The sequence below is a fragment of the Streptomyces sp. NPDC005808 genome, assembly GCF_042871385.1.
Lineage (GTDB): Bacteria > Actinomycetota > Actinomycetes > Streptomycetales > Streptomycetaceae > Streptomyces.
The window spans coordinates 228,915-242,351 of record NZ_JBIAIK010000007.1 but is presented as its reverse complement, the minus strand read 5'-3'; the positions used below and the strand labels follow the sequence as shown (position 1 = coordinate 242,351).

General features: G+C 70.7%; 13 protein-coding genes. 10 read left to right on the top strand and 3 right to left on the bottom strand.

What is annotated here, in order from left to right; genetic code table 11:
• The first annotated feature begins 7 nt into the window (after positions 1–7).
• From ACFYPC_RS18120 to ACFYPC_RS18105, 4 genes are all read left to right on the top strand, one after another.
• Complete coding sequence (locus ACFYPC_RS18120; protein WP_388676857.1) at positions 8–1,615, top strand: flavin monoamine oxidase family protein; 1,608 nt, start codon at positions 8–10, stop codon at positions 1,613–1,615.
• A gap of 137 nt (positions 1,616–1,752) precedes the next feature.
• Complete coding sequence (locus ACFYPC_RS18115) at positions 1,753–2,691, top strand: PAC2 family protein (RefSeq protein WP_385738320.1); 939 nt, start codon at positions 1,753–1,755, stop codon at positions 2,689–2,691.
• A gap of 62 nt (positions 2,692–2,753) precedes the next feature.
• Entirely contained in the window at positions 2,754–3,350 is a 597-nt protein-coding gene (gene coaE, locus ACFYPC_RS18110; RefSeq protein ID WP_388676853.1) for a dephospho-CoA kinase, read from the top strand.
• A gap of 237 nt (positions 3,351–3,587) precedes the next feature.
• Complete coding sequence (locus ACFYPC_RS18105) at positions 3,588–3,968, top strand: tetratricopeptide repeat protein (RefSeq protein WP_388676850.1); 381 nt, start codon at positions 3,588–3,590, stop codon at positions 3,966–3,968.
• Positions 3,969–4,004: 36 nt separating this feature from the next.
• Here the strand turns inward: ACFYPC_RS18105 and ACFYPC_RS18100 are convergent, their stop codons facing one another.
• The gene (locus tag ACFYPC_RS18100; protein WP_388676847.1) at positions 4,005–4,271 is read right to left on the bottom strand and encodes a DUF6343 family protein; all 267 of its coding nucleotides are present in this window, start codon (positions 4,269–4,271) and stop codon (positions 4,005–4,007) included.
• Positions 4,272–4,478: 207 nt separating this feature from the next.
• Between ACFYPC_RS18100 and ACFYPC_RS18095 the strand changes: the two genes are divergently transcribed.
• Both ACFYPC_RS18095 and ACFYPC_RS18090 read left to right on the top strand, forming a co-directional pair.
• Positions 4,479–5,156 (top strand): class I SAM-dependent methyltransferase, encoded by a 678-nt coding sequence (locus tag ACFYPC_RS18095; RefSeq protein WP_388676844.1) that lies wholly within the window; start codon positions 4,479–4,481, stop codon positions 5,154–5,156.
• Between the two features lie 191 nt (positions 5,157–5,347).
• Entirely contained in the window at positions 5,348–5,803 is a 456-nt protein-coding gene (locus ACFYPC_RS18090; RefSeq protein ID WP_388676841.1) for a DoxX family protein, read from the top strand.
• Positions 5,804–5,990: 187 nt separating this feature from the next.
• On the opposite strand, the gene ACFYPC_RS18085 is transcribed toward ACFYPC_RS18090, so the two are convergent.
• A complete protein-coding gene (locus tag ACFYPC_RS18085) occupies positions 5,991–6,497 on the bottom strand; it encodes an RNA-binding S4 domain-containing protein (RefSeq protein WP_388676838.1) in 507 nt (168 codons plus the stop codon).
• A 304-nt stretch (positions 6,498–6,801) separates the two neighbouring features.
• Here ACFYPC_RS18085 and ACFYPC_RS18080 point away from each other — a divergent pair, with 304 nt between their 5' ends.
• On the top strand, positions 6,802–7,512 hold the full coding sequence (locus ACFYPC_RS18080; RefSeq protein ID WP_388676835.1) for a uracil-DNA glycosylase: 711 nt from the start codon (positions 6,802–6,804) through the stop codon (positions 7,510–7,512).
• Between the two features lie 9 nt (positions 7,513–7,521).
• Positions 7,522–8,484 carry a prolyl aminopeptidase gene (gene pip, locus ACFYPC_RS18075; protein ID WP_388676832.1) on the top strand — a complete coding sequence of 321 codons (963 nt, stop codon included), beginning with the start codon at positions 7,522–7,524 and terminating at the stop codon, positions 8,482–8,484.
• A 160-nt stretch (positions 8,485–8,644) separates the two neighbouring features.
• Here pip and ACFYPC_RS18070 read toward each other — a convergent pair whose 3' ends face one another.
• The gene (locus tag ACFYPC_RS18070; protein WP_388676829.1) at positions 8,645–9,487 is read right to left on the bottom strand and encodes a hypothetical protein; all 843 of its coding nucleotides are present in this window, start codon (positions 9,485–9,487) and stop codon (positions 8,645–8,647) included.
• 384 nt (positions 9,488–9,871) lie between these two features.
• Between ACFYPC_RS18070 and ACFYPC_RS18065 the strand changes: the two genes are divergently transcribed.
• Positions 9,872–11,749 carry an FUSC family protein gene (locus tag ACFYPC_RS18065; RefSeq protein ID WP_388676826.1) on the top strand — a complete coding sequence of 626 codons (1,878 nt, stop codon included), beginning with the start codon at positions 9,872–9,874 and terminating at the stop codon, positions 11,747–11,749.
• Positions 11,750–11,977: 228 nt separating this feature from the next.
• The gene (locus tag ACFYPC_RS18060; RefSeq protein WP_388676823.1) at positions 11,978–13,363 is read left to right on the top strand and encodes an amidohydrolase; all 1,386 of its coding nucleotides are present in this window, start codon (positions 11,978–11,980) and stop codon (positions 13,361–13,363) included.
• Positions 13,364–13,437: the final 74 nt, after the last annotated feature.

The window sequence follows — 13,437 nt, the reverse complement described above, 5'->3', positions numbered from 1 at the left end:
CGAAGCCATGACAGAGCTTCAGAGTGGGCCGGGTGCGAGCCGGCGTTCGTTCCTGCGCAATGTGGGTCTCACCGGTGGCGCGGGCGCCATGTTCGCCACCATGGGAGCCCTCGGTCTCGCGCCCACCGCGCAGGCCGCCCAGCGTGAACAGCCCTTCCGCGCCTTGAAGTCGAGCGACTTCACCCTCACCGGGCGCGGCGCCGCCAAGGTCGTCATCGTCGGCGGCGGTATCGCCGGACTCGCGGCCGCGTACGAACTCGGGAAAGCCGGCTACGACTGTACGGTCCTGGAGGCCAGGGACCGCACCGGAGGCCGCAACTTCACTGTCCGCGGAGGTGATTCGACCACCGACCTCTACGGCAACACGCAGAAGGCCCGCTTCAGTGAGGGCCACTACATGAACGCCGGCCCCGCCCGGCTCCCGCAGTGGATGGTCACCCTCGACTACTGTCGCGAACTCGGCGTCCCCATCGAGGTGTTCACCAACACGAACGCGGACGCGTACATCTACAACGAGTCGAGCGGCATGACCGAGCCGATGCGGTACCGGACCGCGAAGGCCGATGTCTACGGCTACGTCTCCGAGTTGCTCGCCAAGGCCACCGACAAGGGTGCTCTCGACAAGGAGCTGACCGCCACCGACCAGGAGAGGCTCGTCGAGTTCCTCAAGGACTTCGGGGAGTTGGGTGACAAGCTCACCTACGAGGGCGGCGAGCGCCGCGGCTACAGCACGGTACCGGCCGCCGCCGGAACCCCCGGCGTACTCCTCGGCGACGTGCCCTCCGCCTCCGAGATCCTCGCCACCGGGGTGGGCCGCTACTTCTCCTTCGAGTTCGGCTTCGACCAGGCGATGCTGATGTTCCAGCCGGTGGGCGGCATGGACCAGATACCGCGCGCGCTCACGAAGGCGATCGGGGCCCAGCGCATCCGTACAGGGGCAGCCGTCTCGAAAATCACCGACAAGGGGAGCGGCGTCACAGTCACCTACACCCAGGGCGGCCGCACCAAGTCCCTCGACGCCCACTACTGTATCGGCGCCCTCCCGCCCAACATCCTCGCCAAGATCCCGCACAACCTCGGCCCGGGTGTGCAGACGGCTCTGCAGGCGATCACTCCCTCGTCGGCGGCCAAGATCGGACTTGAGTACCGTTCGCGCTGGTGGGAGCTTGATCACAAGATCTATGGCGGCATCACCGAGACCGACCAGGACGTCACCCACATCTGGCACCCCTCGTACGGCTTCCACGGCGAGCGCGGCGTGATGATCGGCTACTACAACTACGGCGACGACGCGGACGCGTACGCGAAGCTCACGCCCAAGGAGCGGGAGACCCGCGCTGTGGCCGCGGGCGTGAAGATCTACGGCGAGAAGTACCGCACCGAACTCGCGTCCTCCTTCTCCCACCACTGGCGCCAGACACCCCATCTGGAGGCCGCCTGGCACAGCACCCCCGGCGGTCCCGACGACGCCCGTTACAAGCCCCTCAACGAGCCCACCGGACGCGTGTACTTCGCGGGCGACTGGCTCAGCTACACCGATGCCTGGCAGCATGGCGCCTTCACATCTGCCCGCAAGGCGGTTACCGCGCTCCACGCGCGCGTGCTGTCCGCGTGACGGCTTCAGCAGCCGTTTCCGGGATCTCTCGTGGAGGCTGAGAAGTCGGTGAGAGGTTTCCCGTGTGGAGCGCCGGTGGGGAATGCCCGCGCTCCACGCCACGTTGTGCAGTACGAACACAAGGAGGAGCGGTCACAGTGCTTGATCCGCAGGGTTTGTACGCATGGGAGCCGAAGGGCTTGGCTGTTGTCGACATGGCGCTCGCCCAGGAGTCGGCAGGACTGGTCATGCTCTACCACTTCGACGGATACATCGACGCGGGCGAAACCGGCGATCAGATCGTCGACCGGCTGCTCGACACGTTGCCCCACCAGGTCGTCGCCCGTTTCGACCACGACCGGCTCGTTGACTACCGGGCCCGGCGTCCACTGCTGACGTTCAAGCGCGACCGCTGGACCGACTACGAGGAGCCGACCCTTGATGTACGGCTCGTGCAGGACGCCACCGGCGCGCCCTTCCTGCTGCTCTCCGGCCCTGAGCCGGATGTCGAGTGGGAGCGCTTCGCAGCCGCCGTCCAGCAGATCGTGGAGCGCCTCGGCGTCCGCCTTTCGGTGAACTTCCACGGCATCCCCATGGGCGTCCCGCACACGCGTCCTGTGGGCCTCACGCCGCACGGCAACCGCACCGACCTGGTGCCCGGCCACCGCAGCCCCTTCGACGAGGCGCAGGTACCCGGAAGCGCGGAGGCGCTCGTCGAGTTCCGGCTCATGGAGGCCGGACACGACATCCTCGGGGTCGGCGCGCACGTGCCGCACTACATCGCCCGCTCTCCGTACCCCGACGCCGCGCTGACCGTCCTCGAGTCGATCACCGCCGCGACAGGCCTGGTGCTCCCCACGATCGCGCACGCCCTGCGCACCGAGGCGCACCGCACGCAGACCGAGATCGACCGGCAGATCCAGGAAGGTGACGAGGAACTCGTCGCCCTCGTCCAGGGCCTTGAGCACCAGTACGACGCCGCCGCGGGCGCCGAGACGCGCGGCAACATGCTCGCCGAGCCGGTGGACATTCCGTCGGCGGACGAGATCGGACTGGAGTTCGAGCGGTTCCTGGCGGAGCGGGAGGGCGAGGGCTGACCCTCGCCCCTCGCCCCGGGGCTCGCGGGCGACTGTCAGAGGCGGGCCCTAAGCTTCTGGTCATGCTGAAGGTGGGCCTGACCGGTGGAATCGGCGCCGGCAAGAGCGAGGTGTCGCGGCTGCTCGTCGAACAGGGCGCGGTGCTCGTCGACGCGGACAGGATCGCGCGTGAGGTCGTCGCGCCCGGAACTCCCGGGCTCGCGGCGGTCGTCGACGCCTTCGGTGAGGGCGTGCTCGCGCCCGACGGGAGCCTGGACCGCCCCAAGCTGGGCTCGATCGTCTTCGCCGATCCGGAGAAGCTCGCCGTCCTCAACTCGATCGTGCACCCCTTGGTGGGCGCCCGCTCCCGCGAGCTGGAGGACGCCGCGTCCGAAGACGCCGTTGTCGTACACGATGTGCCCCTGCTCGCGGAGAACGGGCTGGCGGCCCTGTACGACCTCGTGATCGTGGTCGACGCCAGTCCCGGCACCCAGCTCGACCGGCTCATACGGCTGCGCGGCATGACCGAGGCGGACGCCCGCGCGCGCATGGCCGCCCAGGCCACCCGAGAAAAGCGCCTGGAGATCGCGGACGTCGTCATCGACAACGACGTCCCCCTCCCGGAGCTGGAGCGGCGCGTACGGGAGGTATGGGCGGATCTCGTGGCGCGGGCGGCCTGATGGCCCACGGTCGCGGGAGTTCTGTGATGGGAGATGCGGGCGTCCTGCGATGCCGACGGATGGGCAGCGGGCGCCGACGAGGACGAATGACGGCCTCTGAACCACGGACAAGGGCGCTGCGTGATGTTGACCGCGGGAGCCCCACGCCGGCTGTGAGGGAACCCCTGGGGCGACGACCATGGAATACGGGTCGCCGAGCCGGGCGTTGAACCCCTTCAGTGAGGGAAGGACTCAGCCGTGCCCGAGACCAGCGGTTCGACCGGACGTACCCCGGAGACACATGTCATCGACTTCCGTGCCGCCGAGCAACTGCTCGCCGCCCGCGACCCGCGGGGCGCGGTGAAGCTGCTCGACTCTGTCATCGCCGCGCATCCGGAAAACACCGCCGCACGGCTGCTGCGGGCGCGTGCCTTCTTCGCCGCCGCGCAACTGCGCCCCGCCGAGCTGGAGTTCACGATCGTCCTGGAGCGCGAGCCGGACAACGCGTTCGCGCACTTCGCGCTCGCCCGCACCTATGAGCGGATGCTCCGCCCCGAGCAGGCGAAACGGCACTTCAGACTGGCGGCGGCGCTCGATCCGAACCCGCAGTATCTGGAAGCGGCGCGCTTCGACTCGTAAGCCGAGCCCCCGTACGCCTCGTGGCTGTCGACCCGGTCACGGGTGGCGCTGATCCGGCGGGCGGTACGGCGGGACGTCGCGTCCCGGCTGGTAGTGCGGGCCCTGACGAATGTGCCGCAGGATCACGGCCATGTCCGCGGTGACGATCACCCACAGCACACCGCAGGCGGCCGCCCATCCGGGCCGCCCGGCCAGAGCGAACCCGACCGTCCCGGCGGCCGCCCAGATCAGACCCCAGGCGCTCAGCCAGAAACGCATCCGCAGAGCACTCCGCGCTGTCATCGGTTCACTGCCTGTACGCATCCCGATCACTACTCCTAATGAAAAAACGTACTCTTCGTGGGGCACGTTCACCATGGGACAGCGGTCGCGGCGGCTGCCCTGGATCCGGCCGGGCGACGTGGGCCGTGTGATGTGGAGTGGTGTGCTTCGAACGTTTCACTCGAACGAGTGGTGGGGGGTGGGAACGGGCCGACGAAGGGCGCCCGTTGGACGGGTATGAGGATGGAGATGCGTGAAGGGTACGAGGGGACAGGACCGGGTGCGATCACTCCGGACGGGTGCGCGGTCGAGCTCTATTCGCGGCTGACTGTCGGGGACGAACCGGACATCATCAGCGCGGCGGTGCCGGCGGGTGCACACATTCTGGAACTGGGCAGCGGGGTGGGGCGGATGACCCATCCGCTACTGGAGCGCGGGTTCACGGTCACGGCCGTGGACGAGTCGGCCGAGATGCTGGAGCGGGTCCGCGGGGCACGCACGATATGCGGCCCGATTGAGGGTCTTGACCTGGGCGAGACGTTCGACGTGGTGATGCTCGCGTCGTTCCTCGTGCACAGCGGCGACGTGGAGGTGCGGCGCGGATTGCTGAGCGCATGCGCCCGCCATGTCGCTGAGGGAGGCTGCGTGCTGATCCAGCGCGAGGCCGCGGACTACCACACGAACGTGCCCCGTGAGCGGGTCGACCCCACCGGCTTCACGGTACGGATCGTGTCGACGGCGCCGGTCGGCGACGGGGTCGACTCGGTGCATGTGGAGTACCTGTTCCCGGACGCCACCTGGACCCAGACGTTTCTGGCCCGACCGTTGACGAAGGAGCAGTTCGAAGAGGCGTTGGGGGAGGCCGGGTTGAGGGTGGACCGGTATCTGACGGAGGACGAGGTGTGGGTGAGGGTGGTAAAGGGCTGAGTTGTTCAACTCAGCTGTTCAACTCAGCTGTTCAACTCAGCTGTTCAACTCAGCTGTTCAACTCCGGGAGGGCAGGGAGACGGGTGCGGGGCGGGGGCCATCCAAATCCCCTCCCACGCCGATGAGTTCCGGATGTGCACCCGGTCTACCTCTGTGAGAACAACGGCTACCACTTCACACAGGAGACCCCGATGTCCGAGACCAGCGTCCCCGTCACCTCCGTCGCCCACGCGCCCTCCGCCACCGCCGCCGGAGCGCCCCGCAGTCGCAATGCCCGGGTCTCCCTCGGCGCCCTGCAGATCGCGCTCGGCCTCTTCTACGCCATCGCGAGCGCCCTGCCCAAGCTGATCGCACACCCCTCGGCGGCCGAAGGCTTCGACAAGCTCGGATGGGGCAGCACCGGGATGTACATCATCGGCGCCCTCGAACTCGCCGGAGGCATCGCACTGCTGATACCGCTGCTGTCGTCCGTCGCCGCGGTGTCGCTCAGCGCGCTGATGGTCGGTGCCTTCATCGTGAACGTCACCGTCCTGCACGGGCCGTATGTGGCGACGCCGCTCATCCTGATCCTGCCGCTCGCGCTGATCGCCTGGGCCCGCAGGAGTCTCACCATGGAGCTGCTCCGCCTGGTGCGACGACGGGCATGACCGGGCCGCCGACCGCGCCGACCGCGCCGACCGCCGCACTCCGACCGCGGGCCCGGGTACGACGGCGAGGGCGCCCCAGAAACACTTGGGCGCCCTCGCCGTCGTACCGGTGCGTGGGCGAATCTCCTACGTGCGTGTGCGTGTGCGTGTGCGCGTGCGCGTTTCAGCGGTTGCAGCGGTCGTGGGTTCAGGAGCCGTCGGGCCCGGCTTGCGGGCGGGAGAGGTCGCGGAGGCGTTCCATCTCGCGGCGGTCACGTTTTGTAGGCCGGCCGGCACCGCGGTCGCGGATGCCGGCGGGAGCGACGGCCTCGCGCGGCGGTGGCGGCGGGCTGTTGTCGACGTAGCACTCGACGGCGACGGACGGGCCGACCCGTTTGCGGATAACGCGCTTCACGACGACGACCCGTTCCCGGCCCGCGTGCCGCAGACGTACCTCGTCGCCGACGCGCACGGCGTAGGCGGGCTTGACGCGGTCGCCGTTCACACGGACGTGCCCGCCGCGGCAGGCGGTGGCACCCATGGAGCGGGTCTTGACGAGACGCACGGACCAGATCCAGCTGTCCACCCGCACGGTCTCGCCACCGCCAGGACCGGCAGCCCTGGCCGCGGCTACGGCATCCGCCGAGCCGCCGGCGCCGTTCGTTGCGCCGCTCTCGCCGGTGTCCTTGTCGTCGTCCGCACGCTCAGAAGCCATGACTCGACTTTAGTTCCCTGGGCAGGGCGGCCCGGGTGGAATTTCCGCTCGCGGGGCCTACTGGGATCCAAGGCGTACGGCACGGCTCGGCAGTCTGCCGGCGCCGACGCCGACGCTCCGCGGGACCGCCGGCGGAGCCGGACCCTGTCGCGCGAACGGTCACCTCGCTCCGAGGCGAGGCCGACCTCTGAGAGTTCCTGGGTGGGTGAGGTTTCCTCGGTCACTGCCAGCAGTCTGTGGGCTCGTGGCGGCCGTCGCGGCGATGACCTGATCGTCCTGTTCCTCCTGGTCGTACGGTGGAGGTATGGACAGCGGCGGCCTGGCGGAACTGGACGATCGGATCACCGGGTGCCGGGCCTGTCCGCGTCTCGTCGAATGGCGTGAGGAAGTGGCCCGCACCAAGCGCGCAGCCTTCGCCGACGAGACGTACTGGGGTCGGCCCGTCCCGGGATTCGGACCCGCCGACGCGTCCCTGCTGATTGTCGGACTTGCACCCGCCGCGCACGGCGCGAACCGGACCGGGCGGATGTTCACGGGGGACCGGTCGGGCGACGTGCTGTACACGGCGCTGTACGACGTGGGGCTGGCGTCGCGGAGTACGGCCGAGAGCGCGGACGACGGGCTGACCCTGTACGGCGTACGGATCACCTCGCCCGTGCACTGCGCTCCGCCTGCCAACAAGCCGACGCCGCAGGAGCGGGACGCCTGCCGTCCTTGGCTCGTACGGGAGTTGGAGCTGCTGCGGCCTTCTCTGCGGGCGGTTGTGGTGCTGGGGGGATTCGGGTGGCAGGCCGCGCTGCCCGCTTTCGCCGAGGCGGGGTGGGCAGTGCCCCGTCCCCGCCCGGCGTTCGCGCACGGGGCGCGGCTCTCGCTCGGCTCGATCGAGCTCTTCGGGTGCTTCCACGTCAGCCAGCGCAACACGTTCACCGGGCGGCTCACCCCCGCCATGCTGCGGCACGTGCTGCGTACGGCGGCCGCGGTGGCGGGGCTGACGACAACGCCGTACGCCGGTTAGCCTCGCCCGATGGGCCTGTATCCGGAGATCGAACCGTACGACCACGGAATGCTCGATGTCGGGGAGGGCAACCGCGTGTACTGGGAGGTCTGCGGGAACCCGGACGGGAAGCCCGCGGTCATGCTGCACGGCGGCCCGGGGTCCGGGTGCGGTCCCTGGTTCCGACGCTACTGCGACCCCGCCAAGTATCGGATCGTGCTGCTCGATCAGCGCGGCGCCGGGCGCTCGACCCCGCACGCCAGCGCGTACGGGACGGACATGAGCGTCAACACGACAGCGCATGTGATCGGGGACCTGGAGCTGCTGAGACAGCACCTGGGCGTCGAACGGTGGCTGGTGTGGGGGGTGTCGTGGGGTTCGGTGCTGGGGCTGCGCTACGCGCAGACGCATCCGGACGCCGTCTCCGAACTGGTGCTGACCGCGGTGGCCACCGGCTCGAACGCCGAAGTGGCGCTGCTGACCAGGGGACTGGGGCAGTTCTTCCCCGAAGCTTTCGAGCGGTTTCGCGCGGAGTTGCCGGAGGGCGAGCGGGAGGGGAACCTCGCTGCCGCGTACAGCCGGCTGCTCGAGTCGCCCGACCCCGGCGTGCGGGCGCGGGCGGCGCGTGCCTGGACGGACTGGGAGACGGCGATCGTTCCCGCGCCACCGCGTTCTGCGGAGCGTTACGAGGACCCCGTGTTCCGTATGGGATTCGCCCGCACGGTCACGCACTACTTCGGCAGCGACCACTTCCTGGGGGAGGGGAACGACGAGGGCGTGGTGCTCCGGGACGCGCCCCTGCTCAAGGGCATCCCCGGCACCCTCGTCCAGGGCAGCCTGGACTTCGGCAACCTGCTGGGCACGGTGTGGCGCCTCCATCAGGCCTGGCCCGGGAGCGAGTTGACCCTGATCGACGACGTGGGGCACACCATGGGGGCGGCGGGCGTTGTGGACGCCCTGGTGGCGGCAACGGACAAGTACGCCCTCCGCTGACGGATTCCGAAAGCGTGCTTCCTCCAGCTCGGTTCCGCTACCGGGGTTTCTCGTCCTCACCGAAGAGGTGCCGCACCGTCGAGGGGTAGTCGGCCTGAACGTGCGCGCCCCCGGCCGGCCGCCGTCGGCCTGGACGCGTGAGGAACAGACAGAGTGGACCTCACCGGGGCGGTGCATTGAGCCCTTGAGCACGCGCCTGGCGCTCGCATTCCTCCGCAAGGGCCGGGTAGGCCTCGGCGATGGCCTCGAAGATCCGCCGCCGCAACAGTGCGACGGCCGTGGCCCGTGCGGAGAAGCGGCCGTGCCCCGGGAGTCCGTCGAGTAGTCGGTCGTAGTGGGCCAGTCGATATCGCAGGTAGTCGACCTTCCAGGGAGCGAGGGAGGCACGGTGACCGCCGGAGGCGACGGGCGGCGCAGCGCCGGGAGCGTCGGTGGGTGAGGTGACTCCGCCGGGGGTGGGAGTGGGGGATGGGGAGGGGGAGACCTGGTGGCCGACGGGGGCGGAGCCGGGTGTGGCGCGGCCTGTGGATCCAGGCGTGGCGCGGCCTGTGGATCCAGGCGTGGCGCGGCCTGTGGACCCGGGCGTGGTGGGTCCAGCGCGTCCGGATGGCATGGAACCGTCCGCGTCGAGCGCGGCGTACTCCTTCCGCGCCCGGTGTTCCATGGCCCGCAGCGCCAGCTTGCCCGGGTCGAGGCGCGGTACCTCGATCGGCTCCACTCGGATGCGTTCCAGTACTTCCTGTCGTCGCCGCTCCAAGGCTGCTCGAACCAGGTCGGATCGCCGGGCCGCGGTGTCCGCCACGCTCCGGAAGATCTCGCTGCGCTCGGCCGCCTCGACCCGCTCGACACGGTAGAGGCGGGTGTGCGGGGCCGACCTCCGTCGCGGGTCGACACTGAGCCGGTCCGGCGGCCCCAGTAGCCGATGCACTATCGCGCCGGTCCACCCCCGCGCCCGCAGTCCGGCCACGGACACGTACCTCTGCCCGTCCTCTTCGTAACCCACGTTCGCCACCTCCCCCGGTAGCCAGCAGCAGTCGTGACGCTCTGTGACGACATCTCCCATTAGAGCGCGTGCCACTGACAGCGGCCGCCGGAGCCGAGAGCGGAGGGGGAAGGACGGCTGGAGCCGCAAGCAGAGGAGCCGAGGGTTGCTGGAGCCGAAAGCGGAGGGGGCGAGGGGCGGCTGGAGGTGCCACTTCGGGGCGGCGCCCCGGGCGCCCTTCGCACAGGAGTTGCGTACATAAAGGTCGCGGCATCCCCGTGAAGTGTCACCTCGCTGAAACGCTTGCGCCCGCTTCCCTCCAGCAACGCCGTTTACCGTGGACAGCACGCCAGCCAGGCCGACGTCGCCCGAAGGCAACCCCCGCCCTCGACCGACAGGAGCCCCGTGGCACTCCCCAGCGTCGCCGTACCTCCCTGGCTCGCCCATGCCCTGCGGGCACAGGGCGGACCGGTTCCCTGGAGCGCGGTCGTCCGGGGTGCGCTGGCCGCCGGGCCCGTGCTGCTCGCGGCGGTGGTCGCCGGCCGGCCGTCCGTCGGAGTCGTCGCCGCGCTCGGCGCCATGCTGGCCGGGTTCAACGACCGGCCGGGGAGCCGGCGGACCGCCGTCAAGAGACTTGGGGTACCTGCCCTCGCGGGGGCCGGTGGGCTGCTCGTCGGGTCGTACGCCGGCGAGCATGTCGAGGCGGTGACGCTCACCCTGCTCCTCACCTTGCTCGGTCTTGTCGCCGGCGGTGTGAGTGCCGTCGGGCCGGTCTCCTCGGGTGCCGGGACGCAGCTGCTCGTTGCCGCGGCCATCGGGGCCGGGATGCCGCTCCCCGAACCCGGTTGGCAGCGTGCGCTGTTCTACCTCGCCGGAGCCGGCTGGCTGCTCGCCCTGCGGCTCGCGCTGCCGACGACCAGGCCCACCGCCGGTGACTACCGGTTCGACGGTGAGCGGGACGCCGTCGGCGCGGTGTACGACGCGATCGCCGAGCTGCTGGTAGCCGCCGGGGGGACGGACGCGACCGCTCGCCGGGTGGCACTGACCGCCGCGCTCGATCACGCACAGGACGCCCTCGCCGGGCCCCGGCTGCGGCGGTATGCCAGCTCCGGGGCCGAGCGGCGGCTGCACGCGCAGTACACCGCCGCGCTGCCGCTCGCCGAGGCCGCGACCGCGCTCGCCTGGGTGGGAGAGACAGTGCCCGCGCGGGCCGCGGAGGGACCCCGGCGGCTCGCCGCCGCCGTGCGGACCGGTACGCACACCGGACCGTTGCCCGCGCCGGCTCGTTCGGCGCCTGCTCTCCGCGCCCTCGACGACGCCCTGCTCCACGCCGCGGATGCCTTCGACGGAGGCGGCACGGGAAAGAACCTGCACACCCGGCGTCGTACCGCCCGGTCCCTCATGCGCACCGCCTTCGGCTTGGGAGGGCGTGAGTACGGGCTCCGCGTCGCCCTCTGTTTCGGTGCCAGCGCGGGCGTGGCGCAGGCCCTGCAGCACGCCCCGTGGTCCGGGGACCACTCCCACTGGTACTGGCTCCCCGCGACCGCCGTCTTCCTCGTCAAGCCCGATCTCGGGCCGCTCGCCTCGCGCGTGCTGTGCCGGGCGGCCGGCACGGTGCTGGGTGCCCTCGTCTTCGCCGGGCTCGCCGCGCTGCTGCCCAGGCCCGCCGGGCTCATCGTCGCCGTGGCAGTCTGCGGCGCCCTGATTCCCGTCGCCACGCGGCACTTCGCCGCGCAGACCGCCGTGGTCACCGTCCTCGTACTCGCCCTCGTCATGGTGGCGGGCGAGCCGCCGGCCGCCTGGAGCCGCATCAGCGAGACGCTGCTGGCCTGCGGGATCGTGCTGCTCGTAGGGCATCTGCCGGCGCTCGGACAGCGCGGAGGGACGGTACGGGCCCGGCTCGCCCGTGCCATTGAGGCGGCCGACGCCTATCTCGCGCATGTGCTGAGCGACGACACGACGGACGACCGGGCCGGACGCTGGGCCCTGCGGCGCGAGGCCTATCGCGCGCTCGCCGAGGCGAAGGCCGCGATCGACCTCACCGCGGCCGAACTCCCCGCCCTCGCACGGCACGCGGAGGGTACGGACGCGGTGGCGGTCACCCTCGAACGGCTCGTCGACACGACGACCGCGTGCGCCGTGCAACTCGACGACACCGGGTGCCTCACTCCCCGCCACAGCGAGCGGATCGCCGAACTCCTCGGCGAACTGGCCGAGGGGCGGGTACGGGCGAGGCTGCGCGTGAAGCACGGCCGAGCACCGGAAATCCGCATCGCTGTGTGATGGCCGGCACCGGGATGCCGCGAACAGCCGCGAATCGCTGCTGTCCCGCGTCCGGCACGAGAAACGCGATCCCGGTTCCGCGATCCCGATTCCAGGAGTCCCGGCGGTTCCGTGGCTCCCGGCCGTTCCGTGGCTCCCGGCCGTTCCGGGGGTCCGGCGGTTCCGCGAGTTCCGCGAGATCCGAGGTTCAGGTGCCCCCGCGCCGCGCCCCCGTCGTACGGTGACGCAATGACGCCGTCTCCCGCGACCCCGTCCACCCGCGCACAGGACCCCGCCGATCTCGTCATCACCGGATGCACCGCCCTCGTGCACGAAGAGCACGAGGGGATCGCCTTCGTCGAGGACGCCTCGATCGTCGTACGGGGAGGGGTCATCGAAGCCGTCACAAGCGGCGATCCGCGAGTGGACGCCGCCCAGCGCATCGACGCCCGCGGCCAGGTGGCGATGCCCGGCCTCATCAACTGCCACACCCACTCGCCGATGGTCGCGCTGCGCGGCATCGCGGAGGACCTGCCCGCCGAGGAGTGGTTCAACGACTTCATCTGGCCGATCGAGTCCAACCTCACCGAGAAGGATGTGGAGTTGGGCGCGCGGCTGGCCTGCGCCGAGATGATCCGCGGTGGGGTCACCTGCTTCGCCGACCACTACTTCTCGATGGACATCGTCGCCGCCGTGGTGGCGGAAACCGGGCTGCGCGCGCATCTGGGGGAGGCGTTCTTCTCCTCGGGGGGCCCCGAAGGCCGCGCGAAGTCAATGGAGTTCGCGCTGCGGCACCGGGGATCGGCGGACGGCCGCATCACCACCGCACTCGCCCCGCACGCCCCGTACACGGTGGACGACGCCGACCTCGCCGCGACCGCCGAAATCGCCCGCGCGCACGGGCTTCCTGTGCACCTCCACGCCTCCGAGAGCCGCGACCAGACCGACAACAGCCTTGCCCGGCACGGTCGCACACCGATCGAGATCCTGGAGCGGACCGGGATCCTCTCCACCGGCACCAGCGTGCTCATCGCGCACGGCACCGGAATCGTCGAGCGCGACCTGCCGGTGCTGGAGCGCGCGGGGCAGGCGGGAGGCGTCGCCGTCGCGACCGCGCCCCGTGGGTACCTGAAGTTCGCTTGGGGCCCGACACCGGTGCGCGCCCTGCGCGAGATCGGTGTTCCCGTCGGGCTCGCCACGGACGGGGCCGCCTCGAACAACTCCCTGGACGTGTGGGAGTCCATGGCGCTCACCTCGCTCGTCCAGAAGTCGACCGAGGGCGACCCGAGGTGGCTGACGTCGCGTCAAGCTCTGCACCACGCCACGCTGCAGAGCGCGCGGGCCGTCGGACTCGGCGAGCGGATCGGCCGCCTCGCGCCCGGGCGGCGGGCCGACATCATCCTCGTCGACCTCACCGGTCCGCACACCCAGCCCGTGCACGACCTCGCTGCCACACTCGTGCACAGCGCCCGCTCCTCGGACGTACGGACGACGATCGTCGACGGACGTGTGGTGATGCGGGATCGCGAGCTGCTCACGCTTGATCTGCCGTCCACCGTAAGGGAGCTGGGCGAGCGGCTGCCCGCCCTGATCGACCGGAGTCACGGGAAGCGAATCCATGAGTACGACGCCTGATCCGCTCTGGCCAGGGCGGAGTCATGCCCATGTGTGGAGGCGTCCCTCCGTGCGCGCCCGCGGACTGCTCGCGC

Coding starts and splice junctions, on each gene's coding strand:
- ACFYPC_RS18120 (WP_388676857.1), top strand. CDS start 8: ATGACAGAGCTTCAGAGTGGGCCGGGTGCGAGCCGGCGTTCGTTCCTG.
- coaE (WP_388676853.1), top strand. CDS start 2,754: ATGCTGAAGGTGGGCCTGACCGGTGGAATCGGCGCCGGCAAGAGCGAG.
- ACFYPC_RS18100 (WP_388676847.1), bottom strand. CDS start 4,271: ATGCGTACAGGCAGTGAACCGATGACAGCGCGGAGTGCTCTGCGGATG.
- ACFYPC_RS18095 (WP_388676844.1), top strand. CDS start 4,479: ATGCGTGAAGGGTACGAGGGGACAGGACCGGGTGCGATCACTCCGGAC.
- ACFYPC_RS18090 (WP_388676841.1), top strand. CDS start 5,348: ATGTCCGAGACCAGCGTCCCCGTCACCTCCGTCGCCCACGCGCCCTCC.
- ACFYPC_RS18085 (WP_388676838.1), bottom strand. CDS start 6,497: ATGGCTTCTGAGCGTGCGGACGACGACAAGGACACCGGCGAGAGCGGC.
- ACFYPC_RS18080 (WP_388676835.1), top strand. CDS start 6,802: ATGGACAGCGGCGGCCTGGCGGAACTGGACGATCGGATCACCGGGTGC.
- pip (WP_388676832.1), top strand. CDS start 7,522: ATGGGCCTGTATCCGGAGATCGAACCGTACGACCACGGAATGCTCGAT.
- ACFYPC_RS18060 (WP_388676823.1), top strand. CDS start 11,978: ATGACGCCGTCTCCCGCGACCCCGTCCACCCGCGCACAGGACCCCGCC.